The sequence below is a fragment of the Cellulophaga omnivescoria genome, from assembly GCF_001999725.1.
Taxonomy (GTDB): domain Bacteria; phylum Bacteroidota; class Bacteroidia; order Flavobacteriales; family Flavobacteriaceae; genus Cellulophaga; species Cellulophaga omnivescoria.
Map to the genome: position 1 here is coordinate 271,130 of NZ_MDDP01000004.1, position 14,188 is coordinate 285,317.

Here is a 14,188-nt window from a genome sequence, read left to right on the forward strand (position 1 = left end):
CCAACTTTTTTCTTGAAAAACCTATTACTTTCACTTTTTATACTACTACCTACACTTGCCATATCGCAAAGTGTAGATTTAGAAACTTTTGGAAAATCTTCGCCTTTTAAAGTAGGCGGAGGTATTTCCGCTAGTTCTGTATTTTACAGTAGCAACCAAAGAAACAACAGAGAACCTTTTACGTATTACGCACAAGGTAATTTAAATTTTAGTTATTATAATTTTTCTATTCCTGTTAGCTACAACTACTCTAACCAAGGGGAACAGCTAGGCTATCAATTGCCTTTTAATTTTAACAGGTTAAGCTTACACCCTAAATACAAGTGGATTACTGCGCATATTGGAGATGTAAATATGACATTTTCTCCTTACACCTTAAGCGGACACCAATTTACTGGTGGTGGTGTAGAACTAACACCTAGTAAAGGTTTTACATTTAGTGCTATGTATGGTAGACTTTTAAAGGCTACAGAACCTGTAGAAGATGAGCGTGCCGTAGTTGCCTACCAAAGAATGGGTTATGGTTTTAAAACGGTGTTTGAGCAAGATAAATACAGTGTGGGTGTGTCTACGTTTTATGCATCGGACAGGGAGAATTCTATTGATATTAACCCAGATGTAGAAGGTGTGTTACCTAAAGAAAACCTTGTTCTTGGTTTTGAAGGTAGTGTAAACCTATCTAAAAACTTAGAGTTGCGTGCAGAATATGCTACAACTGCCATAACGCAAGACACTAGAGCGCAAGAGACCTCTAGTGGTAAAAAAGGACTGTTAGGAAGCTTTTTTAAAAACCGAGCTTCTACAGAATATTACAATGCGTATAAATTAGGTGTAAACTACTCATTTTACCAAGCAAATCTTGGTGTTAATTATGAGCGTGTAGATCCTGGTTATGAGACTTTAGGTGCTTATTTTTTTAACAACGATTTTGAGAATATTACTCTAAACTTATCTAGACCACTATTTAACAATAAAGTAAATTTAAGCTTTAATGTTGGTTTTCAGAGAGATGATCTAGACGACCAAAAAGCAAACCCTACAAGCAGATTTGTTGGTGCTGCAAATGCAACGTATACTGCATCAGAGCGTTTAACATTTACTGGCTCCTACTCTAACTTTAGTACTTACACCAACGTTAGAACCAATCAGTTTGATGATATTAATGATGATAATTTACTAGACAACGCTACAGACTCTTTAAATTACAAGCAGATATCGCAAAATGCAAATTTAAATATCAACTATATTTTATCGAGCTCTAAAACCAAAAAAGAGAATGTAAATTTAAATTACAATGTTAGTGATATTGCCAATGAACAAGGGGGAATTGTTAGAATTGGTGATGCGTCTACTTTTCATAACATAGCTACCTCCTACACTATTGGTTTTACAGAATTAAACCTAAATATAACACCATCATTAAATGGTACATACAATACTATTGGTCGTGAAGATGCTACAACTTGGGGTCCTACCTTAAGCGTTAAAAAAGGCTTTTTTGACAACAAATTAAAATCGGTTTTAGCATCATCTTACAACAAAACCCAAAATACAGGTGGTACCACAAACATTACCAACCTTAGAGGTGGTGTGTCTTACGTGTTGCTAGAGAAACACAACCTAAGTTTAAATGCAATTCAGCTTTTTAGAACCACACCAACGGTTTCTGGCTTAAAAGAGTTTACGGCAACTTTCTCATACAACTATTCTTTTGACGTTAAAAAACCTAAAATTAAATGGGGTAAAAAAGACAAAAAACGTAAAACTAGAGATAGTATTATTACTATAAATTACAAAAAATACAAGTATGTAGATTATGCCAATAATATTACAGACACTATTTTACAACTAACCAAAGATCCTAACTTTGGAAAAATACCAGACGATAAAAATCTTGAGTTAAGAGGCTTGGCAGATAATATGATAAAAGCTATTGGTAAAAAAGATGCTGTTTACAAAGAGCAAGCTATTATCTATTTAAAGTCTTTAGAAGATTTTAAAGGTTTTCAGGAAAAATACAACGACTTTGTACTACGTGCATATAATAAACTAGTTAAAGATGCAGAAGATATAGACTATAAACTAGAAAAAGAGTTTATACGCTTAAATGCTGAGAATAACGACCCTAAAGTTAAAAAGACAGCAGCAAGTAAAGAAAAACTAAAGGTTGTTAATGAGCGTTTTGACAACCATAGAAATATGTTAGAAGGTATGCGTACTTGGGACATTATGGATGAAATTAATAGTACACGTTTAACAGCCTTTAAAGACAAGCATATAAACAAGGTTTATTTAATGTACACCAATGGTAAAACCGAAGTAGACATTGTAAACTTTTTAGAGTATTATTTAGCTGATTTATACCATAAGCAGATTAAGAAATAGGTTATAATGAAACTCTCAGATAAAACAGAAGAACTGCTTGTTAATTTGCTCGCACTTGCTACTACTGTATTTCTTTACTATATATACGATTATTGGACTCCTTTGGAAGAATTTCCTTCTAGTTGGCGAGCTGGTTTGTTAGAAGCAATATTAAAATACCTACACAACAACAAATTTGGTGTATTTTTAGGTAAAGGAACTTTACTTATTTTAAGTGCTTATTACATCTATAAAATTATAAGAGACTTTAGTAAAAACAAGTAAAATTTTTAGTTTGTTTAACGGCACAAGCAAGATGCTTGCGCTAGCGGGGGGGGTCTCCACCAATTAGACCTTTAGATTATTAATTATGTTTATTCAATTAAAACCACAAGCTCCTTCTCAGCTTGGTAGAGAAACAGAGTACGACAAGTCGTTTACACCTTGGAAAGTATTAAAGTTACATATTGTTTTAGATTTATGGTCAAATGACGATATTTTAAGAAATTCACCTTGTTATTTTATAACTAAAAGAGTTTATGATGCTCTTTTAAAGACAAATTTTACTGGATTTGAATTTGGAGAAAAAGTAAATGTTGAAGTTTCTGAGACTTTTAAAAATTTATACTCTGAAAAAAAACACCTGATTATTACTTAATTAGAATAACTGGAGAGGCGAAAAAAGATGATTTTGGAATAGAAACTCCAAATAAATTGATAATATCAGATAATGCTCTTTTGTTTTTAAAAGAATTTAATTTGGTAGATGCAAGAGTTATTTCTTTATCTTGAGAATAAACCTGTCTCGCTTTCGAGTCCTCCCCCGCTAGCGAAATCATCCTGCTCCTGCCGTAAAGAGTAATCAGAGTAACAAAAAATTAAAAAACCACCCAAACGGTACATTTAGGTGGCTTTTTACTAATTTTTAAGTATTACTGTTTATAAAATTGTTTGCTTTCTGTTCCTGGTATAGAAATAATATACATTCCAGATTTTAAATTGTCTAAAGAAATAACTGCTTCTGCTGCTGTTGCATTCATTTCTTTAACAACAACACCACTCATATTTCTAACAACTAGCTTATCTCCTACTTTTACTCCTGCTACCTTTATTAATTCACTTGCTGGGTTAGGATATACTGTTAAAACAGCTTCACTGCTTCTTAAACTAGCTGTTGTTGGTACTATTTTCCATTTTTGGTTGCCATTGTCCTTACCATAAAAATAAGTTATAGCATTTGTATTTAATGTCCCATTGTTACGGTCTAAACCTTGTGTTTGGCAATGGTTAGGTAATAAGCCGTATACATTTGCACCGTTTTCTACAACTTTCCATTGTTGGTGTTTTCCAGCTGCACTAGTATATGTTGCTACTTGTACTTTATTCTCACATTTGGCGTATGGTACTTCTAAAAATCTATTGTTTGCTTTATTTTTTATAGTGTATACGTTATCACCTAAATGCGTAAAAATCCATTTTTGATCATCAAAATTACCAGGATTTACCATTTTTGCATTAAATGTCTCTAAGGCTCTAGACAATAATCTTTGGTTAGAAGTTACAGACTCTATAGTATACATTCCATTATCTATTAACTGAGAGGTTACTGGCGAACCTGCATCTGCTTTTCCTTTAAGCAATACAATTGCAGAATAAGGCGCTACTGTTACATTTCCTGTGTAATTTTTATGCTTAGCATCTACATAATCTGTAGATCCTAAACTTACAGATTTTGCTACACCTGTTGTATTTACTACAAATTTTATAAATGTACCTGGATTTACTGTTGTTGCAAATTGTACAGGAGCACTCTTTCCTTTTTTCTCGTAATTAGGATATTTTGTTTTAAACTCATTTAACGTATACTCATTTGTCTGCCTAGCTAGCGTAATGCTCAGTTCTTCTTGTCCCTTGTATGGCATACAGTAATAATTACTATTTACATCTCCTAAAAAGGTATTAAAACCAGCATCTGTAATTTGGTTGGTATACCTTGCAGAAAACTGGTTTGGTTTTTTACAAAACAAAATATTATTAGTTATAGTGTTATTGGTGGATTTTGCTACACTACCACCAGCGCCAAAACTATTGCTATAAGTAGATAGTACTAACCCATTGTCACAATTATAAACCGTATTATCTTTAATTTTATTTTTACTAGACAAGTTTGCCATTAAACCCCAACCTACTATATTGTATACGGTATTCTCATAAATTAATTGGTTTTGGGAGTCGTTATCTATATAAATACCAGCTGTTTTAAAGCCTCTACCACTTGGCACACCTCTAATTGCGCCAGGAGAATCGTGTACAATATTGTTATAAATGCTGTTATTTCCGTTTTTATTACCAACAGAATATATACCACCACCATCATCTTTAGTATAACAATAATTACTAATGTTGTTATACCTAATTTTTAAATTACCACCACCAAAATTTAATGCATGATATCCTATGTCTTTAATTGTGTTTTTTTCTATAATGTTAGTAGATGATCCAGACTTACTAATAAACCTTACTCCTGTATAACCAATAAAACCTGGTGCACCCATACCAGTACGCATACCAATATTTTTAACTGTATTATTGCTAAAGGTTAATCCATTTATACCCTCCCAACGTATTGCTACGTTATTACTTTCTTCAAAAACAGTATTTGTTACTTTAATATTGCTTAAGGTAAAACCTAAAGACAAGTAGTTATTACCATTGTAAAAATTACAGTTTGCAATAGTTAAGTTAGATGCACCGCTAATAGACAAAGTCTGACTTAAACCTCCTTCTACTCTTAAATTCTGAATTTTAATATAATTGGTATTATTTAAAGCCAGAGCCTCTTCTCCTGATGGTATTTCTACATTTATATTATTTGGATTAGTATTGCTATACAAATACAATACACCTGCATTGGTATCGTGTGCCCATTCTCCGTTTTTGTCTAATGTGTTAACGTGATTCTGAAAAAAATATCCAAAATTGTTTTCCAAATTGTTTTCAAAACCTGCACTAGGGTCAGCTAAACTAAAATTTACCGTTGTACCTCCGTGAGATGTAACTGTTTCTACCTTTACATTATCATCTGTAGTTCTAATAGCAATTTCACCACCCTTAAACCTGTTTGATGCATATGGTAAACTAGACTCTTCTGAAATAGATTTATTATTTCCTGCGTGAGATTTTATTGTTCTGTAACCGCCATTTGCAGCACTAACATTTGGCTCCCTACCTATTTGCTGTGCTTGATTGTTTAAAAACAAAGACGGAATTCTACCGTTATTTACCTTACCCAAGTTTGTTTTCCAAATATTACCACTATGGCGTGTCCAGTTATTCATTTTTTTAGCCGCTCTAAGTACTGGCTTGTTCCCAGAACCATACGCTTGTAAGACAATAGCTTTACTAGATGACCCTTTTTTGCCTTTTAAATCTAATGAGCCATAAAAGACGTCTCCTCTATTAAAGTTAATAACATCACCTGCTTTAATGTTGTTTTTTTGGCTATTAACCTTATTTATTGTTTTCCACGGAGTAGCCGCAGATGTTCCGTTGTTAGCATCGTTACCAGAGGTGCTAACGTAATAGTTTTTTTGTGCAACTACAGATACTGCACTTAAGAATAGAAAAGCACAGAACAAATATGCTTTTATTTTATGTTTATTTATTATCATAGTAATTGTATTTATAAAGCAGCTTAACTCTAATAGCTAAGCGGCTTTTAGTTATTATTTTTTTATAAACTGAACACCTTTTTCTCCTTCTATACCAATAATATATTTACCGGCTTTTAAGCCCGAAGTAATTAAGGTTTCTGAAGTATATTTGGCTACTTTTTTAAGCAACACATTTCCTAAAAAATCATATAAAACAATATGCTTACCAACGGTAAGTCCAGATACTGTAATATACTCTTGTGCAGGATTAGGATATACTATTACTGTAGTTGTGGCTTCTACTGTTTTTGAACTTAAAATACTGTTAGTTGCTGCATTGTTACAATTAATTTTTAACTCTAATTTTGGTGGTTTTATTCCTTCTTTAGACCAAAATGATACATCGTTACCACTTGCTTGTTTTACTACCAGTGTAATTGTTTCTCCTGGTTGTACACCTGTTAAGTCCCAATTGTAAGTTTCTCCTTTTTTATAAGTAGTTGTTAATGTACCTAATGTAGAACCTGGTAAAGGTTTGTTTGTAGCAGATAAATTATCTTCTGTCCAACTATTAGATTTCCCTTTTAAAACATCTATACGTCCGTTACCATTATCAGTAGATACCGTTAGTTGTAACTTTGCACTAGTAATAGCCGCCGCATTAGCAGGTATTTTAAACTGCAAGTAACTAACCCGCTTAGTGCCCTCTACTCTTAGCTCACTTGTATTATATTTAGATGCTTGTTGTAAATATGCATCTTCTAAAACAGAAACTGTTACCTCTCTATTGCAAGCATTAGAACCTCCTGAATTTTCACTCAAAATTATAGGATACAATGTGCCTCCTTTAGGTGTTAAACTCGCAGATAATGCAGGGAAATTAGTAGCAGGGTTTGCTGGTTTTACTTCCTTAGGCCCTTTATAAAGTAAATTAGGATTAGACCAAGGCCTAGCATTATTGTGGTTTTGTTCTAAACAATTGTTCTTAAAAATAAAATTTGGTTTTTCTGAGTTTGTATGCTGACTAGACCAAGGTCCCATAATTGCATAATAATTAGGCTCTTTGCTGTTATTATAAGCTGCATTAGGAGTATCTGCCTTTGAGTTAGGCATATCAAAAGGCAATGTAATTCTGTTGTTTTCTATTAAATTATTCCCTTTATCTCCACTATGGAAACTCACCTCTTGTCTAAAATCATTATCATAAACCACATTGTACTCTACATTACCGCCTTGTAAAGAAATATGCCTTAAATGTGTAACCTCACAACCTGTTATTAAATTATACGCTCCTTGTATAAAAAAATAACCTTGTGCACCACCAGCTTTCTTATGTGCTCCATCTACCTTTAAATCTCTTAAAGTAATATGGTTAGATGGTACTCTTACAGGATCTCTAGCCGAGTTTAGTATGGTTACTTTATCTAACCAACAATCTTCAGATCTGTTAAACTTTACAGAAATATTATCATTATTTTTTAGCTCATCATTAGCATCTAAACTATAATTCCAGTTGTACTTAGGTTTTCCCCAACTACCTTCTATAGTTAAAGTGTAAATACCACTTTTACGTACTTTGTAAAAACTAAATGCATCACCATTATTCATTTTTATAATACACTTTACATTACCTCTGCTTTCTCCTATTAAAGAGACATTAGATTTCATTACAATACGCTTATTAATAGTATAAGTGCCATTTTTTAGTAACACTGCTACTAACCCACTTTGTTTAGATGCATCATTTATAGCACTATTAATAGCGTCACTATTTGCACCATTTGTAAGTGTTTTTACAACTTTTACATCTTTTAAAAACGGAATACCACCTCTAACACCGGCTTTTTGCCATTCTTTCATTTGCGGATATCTACTGTCATACTTACTATTATTAAAACGTACACCTGGATCACCTACTTTTAATTGTGCTGTTACCTTAAACCCAAAACATAATAGGCAGACTAAACAGTAAACAAATGCTTTTTTTTGTTTATATAGATAAAGTTTCATATCATTTAACTAAAAAAGCTACTTAGAAAATTAATCTCTAAGTAGCCTTATGGTTATTATTTTTTTATAAAATGAATTCCGTCTTTTCCTTTAATAGAAATGATATATTTACCCGATTTTAAGGCTGAAACATCAATGGTTTCTGCAGTAGTACTAGCTTCTTTTTTAAGTACTACATTTCCCGTAAAATCATATATAATAAGTTGTTCTCCATTGGTTACTCCAGTAATGGTTATATAATCTTGTGCCGGATTAGGAAAAACTTTAACATCGCTAGCCATAACCTTTAAAGCAACATTAGCGGTTTTAGAACTAGAGCAGCCCTCCAATACTTCTTCTGGTCCAGCTCCAACAGGTTTAGTATAAGTCTTAGAAAGTACAAACTTATCCATCTCAAATCCGTCCTCTCTCATTGAAAAAGAAATTGTATGCACTCCTGCACTTGGTACATTTATAAATATTTTTTGTGGTTCTCCACAATGGTTTGCATTTGTTCGTTGTTTGCTCTCCCAAGTCCATTGTTGTTTACCAGTACACCATTGCATTTTTTGTCCAGAAGCTGGCCAAGTACCATTAATACCAACGTGTACACCGTTATCTTCTGATCCGGTAGAATATGCTCTTACCCAAACAAAATATTTACCCGGACTAGAAAACTTAACTTTATAGTCTACAATAGCTATTTTTCCTGGCTGATTAGAAAAATTTTGAGCATTAAGAGGATCACTATGAGTTACTCTTGTATCTGGTAAAATTTCTAAATACCCGTTGCCACTAGCTTGGTTATAGTGGTTTGTATCTGGATCTGGAGTTGGAGTACCTGTTGTGGTTCCATTAAAAGAATACCATTTTCTATCGCCATCTTTAGATTGACTAAAAAAATGTTCTGCTTCTACAGCTACTACTCCATTTTTTTCTACAGCAATACAATCATTACCAGGTTCTTCAGTAGTAACATCTTCTTCAAAAATTAGCTTATTTACATTAAATAAATAACCAGAACCACCTGTAAAGTTTAATTGAAGTGTTTGCTCACCTGCATCTAAATTAACAGTTGTACTTACCGTTTTCCAGGTTTGCCAACCTCCTGTGTTTGCAACTGTAAGTTCTCCAACATTGGTTCCATTTGCATCAATCTTAATTGTACCACCAACAGTATTAGTAGCTACTTTTGCTTGTACTTTGTAAGCACCTGCTTCTGCAACAGTTACTTTATAATTGGTAAAGTCTCCGTTTTCTATATAGCCAATATTTTTTCCTCCACCAACATCAGATGTGTTTTCTACTTCTATACCCAACTGATCTGTAAAGTTTTCTGCTTCTAATGTTCCTGGTAATGAAATATTGTTATTTACTACTCCGTTAGCTTCATCACATTCAACCTCTAAAATTAATTTAGGAGCAGAAGAACCCTCTTTAGAAGAAAAAGACACATCATTACCCGCAGTTTGCTTTAGTATTAAAGTAATGGTTTCGCCAGGTGTTATATTAGTTAAGTTCCAAGTATAAGTACTACCTACACTATAAGTAGTGTTTAATTGCCCTAATTTTGTGCCTTCTGCAGGTTTGCTTGTGTTAGACAAATTAGCCTCTGTCCAGTTAGTAGAGCTTCCTTTAAAAACCTCTATTAAACCATTGCCAGAATCACTAGAAACTGTAAGTTGTAACTTTACACCTGTAACTGTTTTAGAGGTTGTAGGTACTGTAAACTGTAGGTAAGCTAGTCTTCTACCACTTTCTACTCTTAATTCTGCGTTGTTAAACCTAGTTGTTCCTTGTAAATAGGCATCGTTTGTTAAGGTAGATCTTAATACATTATCACAAACAGTGTTGCCGTCATCGTTTTTACTTGTAATTAACGCAACCCAATCGTTAGTATCTGGTGCTACCAAATTATTGCCTAATGTTGTTTTTGCTGATAAATTGCCACCTTCTCTTGGGTTAAACCATTGTACATTATACTTATTATTACCACTTGGCAAGCTTAAAGATGTACTGCCTCCGTTTGGTCTGTATATAGCGTATGTTTTTCCTTCTTCTGCAAAAACATAATCTTTACCATCTGCAGTAACACCGTCATCAGAAACCATTTTTGTTAAGTTAGGTAACAAGTTTTCGTTAAAAAATTTAAGTGCATAACTACCCTGCTTATACTTAGCTCCTCTTTTTCTATGGTCTTGTCCGTTAAGGTCGCCATCATTACTTGTATAACCACTGTAATACTCTACACCAGCGCCACCAGCTAAAAATGTAGCCCAAAGTACTTTTTCTCTAACCTGCTTGTCAGATACCATTATACCTTGTGATGCACTACCTTGCTCATCATTTGCTACCACCCATTTTTTACCAGTATTTCTTGAATTCATTACCCATCTACGTATATCTTTATGTACGTTGTTTTGACTTGTTTGTACAGATAAGCCTGTTAAGTTAGACTTGTTACCTATTAACGGATTATACCTTTGGTCTTGTTGCCCTGGATAAGTATGCAAAACGATATGATGATTATACGGGTCTAAATTTTTAATGTAATTTATTGTAGCTTTTACCACTTCGTCTTTAATGGTAGATTCTTCAGACAAGTTCCAGTTTAATGCTAAATGGTGTGCAAACCTGGCAATTAACTCGCGGTAGTATAGCTTACGTTCCCTACCAAAAGTATGACCATCCATTTTTTCACAATTTTCTGTTTCCATTGTTTTAAAATGCAAGTACATACCTTTTTTATCTGCATACTCCATTACTTTCTCCCATTGTGCAAGTTTAGATACATCAAACCTATCTTTATGTAACTTATTCCACTGTTCAGATTTGCTTGCGCTAGAGTAATCTGATGATGCCCCTTTTAATATGTGTGGAAAAACAGCACCATCATCACCACCAGCTGCCCATGTTAAAAAAGAGATAACATTAGCACCTTGTCCGTATAAATAGTTTATCGAGCCCAATATGCCTTTACCTTTACCACTGTTCCAAGTATAAGCACTTGCATCTGTAGCATTATAGTCTGTAACATGTGCTTGCCAAGTTTTACTTTTGTTACCACCTGCTGTATTTCCTGGTGTACCATCAAAATCTACATAATGAAAGCGGTTTTCTGGAGAGTCTGCACCTACTTTTAAAAACCAAGGTCCGTTAGGATTATTAGGGTTTGTACCAGTATGCTTTAAATAGTGCTCTCCTACATATTGTAATCTTCCTAAATCCTTGTTTCTTAAATCTCTTCCTGTTTTGTTAGATTCGTTAATTGTAAAACTACCAGTAGTACCATTCATAAATCCTCCGTTAGTACCGCCATTGTTTATTGCAACGTTAGTACCCGTTTTAAAAACCACTGTCCAGTTCCAAAGTCCTATATCATCTGGTGTAAAATGTACTCTCCATTTATTACCAGAAGTACAACCCGTATTTTCTGCGTTACCACACGCTGCATAATAACCAGGTACAGTAAAACTTCTGTTGCTATTTTTGTGTGTAAAAGTTACATCTAATCTGTAATCTGAAAAGGGATTAGGATTAGCAGTTTCTGAAGTATTTGGTCCATTAAAAGTTAAAGTAAGCTTATGCCACCGTTTTAATTCTCCGTCTGGAGTTTGAGCATTTAAAAACATACTAAAGAGTATGAATGCCATAAGTAATTGAGGTTTAAAAAATTTCATAGTAGTAAAATTTAAATTAAGGGTTAAACAATTAGTAATAAACACCTTGTGACCTTAAAAAAAGTTTAAGACTTTGTTATCTATATATTGTATTGTTTAAAAATAATGTACTTATATCCTAAATATAGCTTATAACTTAGCATAAGAAATTACCTAAAAAACACAATTTTTTATAAAATAACGGATTGGAAAAAATCACAAGATTTAGTTTTTCTATATCATTAAAAAATGTTGAGTAAAAACATGAGTATGCCTATATGCAACTAAATAAATTAGTCCAATTATAGTACTTGGCTTTGTTTTAGAACCAAGTAGCACATTTTAGCAAACAGTACTTTTTAACTTGTACTTTTAAATAAAAGTTGAGATGATTTTATATGATAAATAAGGAGTGAATAACAAGCCCAAAACTCGTTTTTAGCAATGTAGTAGAACTTAAGTACAATTGTTTTCATTTTGTAAATAATTAAGTTGATAAAAAAATTCTTTGGGGATACATCAAAGGTAAGTAATTTCTTACTTTAAAATTAAAAAAAATTCATATAAATAATTTTTTTTTACAATTATGCATAATCACTTAGAAATACTGACAATATAAAAGGTATTTTGGAATAAATATTAATAATTTAACAAGAATAAACTTAAATAAAAGCAAAGCCAAAATATTGCTTAAAAATTATATTTTATACTAACAACTGTTATCTAATTTGTTAATTCACATATTTTTAACACTTTTACTTCAATTTTTTTTAATAATATATTTGTGCTAACTATACAGTAAATACTACAATCTACAATTAATATACTGCTATCTATACTATTATAACAAAACTACAGCCAATACATACCAAAAAAACAGTGTTATAATTAGAAGTATTTTTGTAAATTTATGAATACCATTTACCTTAGTTACATACTAACCCCTTTTTAACCTTACTTTATGGGAAAAAAACTAATTATAGTTTCCGTAATATTATTCCTATTAATAACAATTGTAATCTGGAACGTTTCATTAGATCAAGTACAAACGTTCACAAAAAACATAATATTAGTAGAAAACATAAAATCTAACAATAAGCTTGTAGAAACAGAGTCAAAGCTAAACGAGTTATATAACATTAGTAAAAAAAATGTATTATACATTAGTAAACTAATAGAGTTAGATTTAGAGAACAATACATCTATTCTAGAAATTGAAAAGAAATTAAAAACTTTTATAGATATAGACCCTAACTACTTCCAAGCTAGATTAATTAATACTAGTGGCATAGAAGTTATACGTGTTGATATAGACTCCTTGGCTTCATCAATAAAATACCAAGACAAATCTAGCAGGTATTACTTTAAAGAATCTATAAAAGCTAAAAAGAATGAAGTATATATCTCTCATTTAGATCTTAATATAGAAAAACAAAAAATAGAAATACCCTACAGACCTACAATTCGTTTTTTTACACCTGTATATGTAAATAATGAATTGCAAGGAATAGTTGGACTAAATTTAAACGCAAAAAATTGGTTTAAAAATTTAGATAATTATAACCTAACATTACTAAACTCTAGAGGAGAAATTTTTTATGGTAATGATGATGAACTTTACAAATTATCTAAGATAGATTTAAACAAAAAGGATGAAAATGGTAATAACTTATATGTTTCTAAAACAATAAGTTTAGAAGGCAACCATCCTTGGACAATATATACGAGCACAAAAATTGAAGATACAGAAAATAGACTTGCTACTTTTAAATTTGAAACTTATAAAAATGCAGGTTTGCTTAACCTAGGGTTACTTATATTTTTAATTATAGTGTACTCTTTATATATTAAAAATGAAAACATATCTAACCTAAACCAAACTGTAGAGAACAGATTATCTGAAAGAGATACATTATTAAAAGAAATTCATCACAGAGTAAAAAACAATTTACAAGTAATTACCAGTTTACTTAGTTTACAGTCTAGCTTTATTAAGGATGAAGAAACAAGAGCTCTTTTTAGATATAGCCAATACAGAATTAACTCTATGGCCATTATTCATGAAATGCTTTACAGATCTAATGATTTAAGCAGAATTAATTACGGAAGCTATATGGAACAATTAGCAAACACTATGCTAATTTCTATGAAAGGTAATGCAACTAATATTAAACTAGATATTAAAGCAACAGACTTGTATTTAAATTTAGATACATCTGTGCCGTTAGGATTAATGATTAACGAAATAATTACTAACTCTTTAAAATACGGTTTTAAAGATATTCAAGAAGGCGTACTAAGCATTGAAGTAAAAAAATTAGTATACCCTAACTTTTTATTATTAATAGGAGATAACGGAAAAGGATTTCCAAAAAGTATCAATTTTAGAAATACAAAATCTTTAGGACTTAAATTAATACACAAACTAGCCCTACAACTTAGAGGTAATATTGAAAAAGATAACTCTAAAAAAGGAACAAATTACATCATCACATTTCAAGAAATAGAACAAACATCATAAAT

At 31.9% G+C, this 14,188-nt stretch carries 7 protein-coding genes; 4 read left to right on the forward strand and 3 right to left on the reverse strand.

The window, feature by feature from the left end:
* The first annotated feature begins 12 nt into the window (after positions 1-12).
* From BFJ87_RS03560 to BFJ87_RS03570, 3 genes are all read left to right on the forward strand, one after another.
* Complete coding sequence (locus BFJ87_RS03560; RefSeq protein WP_077400007.1) at positions 13-2,385, forward strand: TonB-dependent receptor; 2,373 nt, start codon at positions 13-15, stop codon at positions 2,383-2,385.
* Between the two features lie 6 nt (positions 2,386-2,391).
* The gene (locus tag BFJ87_RS03565) at positions 2,392-2,649 is read left to right on the forward strand and encodes a hypothetical protein (protein WP_077400010.1); all 258 of its coding nucleotides are present in this window, start codon (positions 2,392-2,394) and stop codon (positions 2,647-2,649) included.
* An 85-nt stretch (positions 2,650-2,734) separates the two neighbouring features.
* Positions 2,735-3,022, forward strand: a complete 288-nt coding sequence (locus BFJ87_RS03570) for a hypothetical protein (protein ID WP_077400013.1) — start codon at positions 2,735-2,737, stop codon at positions 3,020-3,022.
* Positions 3,023-3,296: 274 nt separating this feature from the next.
* On the opposite strand, the gene BFJ87_RS03580 is transcribed toward BFJ87_RS03570, so the two are convergent.
* Genes BFJ87_RS03580 through BFJ87_RS03590 form a run of 3 tightly spaced genes read right to left on the reverse strand, consistent with a single transcriptional unit; the run spans position 3,297 to position 11,659 of the window.
* Positions 3,297-6,035, reverse strand: coding sequence for a right-handed parallel beta-helix repeat-containing protein (locus tag BFJ87_RS03580; RefSeq protein WP_077400019.1), 2,739 nt, complete (start codon positions 6,033-6,035; stop codon positions 3,297-3,299).
* Between the two features lie 54 nt (positions 6,036-6,089).
* A complete protein-coding gene (locus BFJ87_RS03585; RefSeq protein ID WP_077400022.1) occupies positions 6,090-8,027 on the reverse strand; it encodes a CBM96 family carbohydrate-binding protein in 1,938 nt (645 codons plus the stop codon).
* A 56-nt stretch (positions 8,028-8,083) separates the two neighbouring features.
* Positions 8,084-11,659 (reverse strand): carbohydrate-binding protein, encoded by a 3,576-nt coding sequence (locus BFJ87_RS03590; RefSeq protein ID WP_171974461.1) that lies wholly within the window; start codon positions 11,657-11,659, stop codon positions 8,084-8,086.
* A 967-nt stretch (positions 11,660-12,626) separates the two neighbouring features.
* Between BFJ87_RS03590 and BFJ87_RS03595 the strand changes: the two genes are divergently transcribed.
* Entirely contained in the window at positions 12,627-14,186 is a 1,560-nt protein-coding gene (locus BFJ87_RS03595) for a sensor histidine kinase (protein ID WP_077400028.1), read from the forward strand.
* The last annotated feature ends 2 nt before the right edge of the window (positions 14,187-14,188 follow it).

Coding starts and splice junctions, on each gene's coding strand:
- BFJ87_RS03570 (WP_077400013.1), top strand. CDS start 2,735: ATGTTTATTCAATTAAAACCACAAGCTCCTTCTCAGCTTGGTAGAGAA.
- BFJ87_RS03595 (WP_077400028.1), top strand. CDS start 12,627: ATGGGAAAAAAACTAATTATAGTTTCCGTAATATTATTCCTATTAATA.
- BFJ87_RS03565 (WP_077400010.1), top strand. CDS start 2,392: ATGAAACTCTCAGATAAAACAGAAGAACTGCTTGTTAATTTGCTCGCA.
- BFJ87_RS03580 (WP_077400019.1), bottom strand. CDS start 6,035: ATGATAATAAATAAACATAAAATAAAAGCATATTTGTTCTGTGCTTTT.
- BFJ87_RS03585 (WP_077400022.1), bottom strand. CDS start 8,027: ATGAAACTTTATCTATATAAACAAAAAAAAGCATTTGTTTACTGTTTA.
- BFJ87_RS03590 (WP_171974461.1), bottom strand. CDS start 11,659: ATGGCATTCATACTCTTTAGTATGTTTTTAAATGCTCAAACTCCAGAC.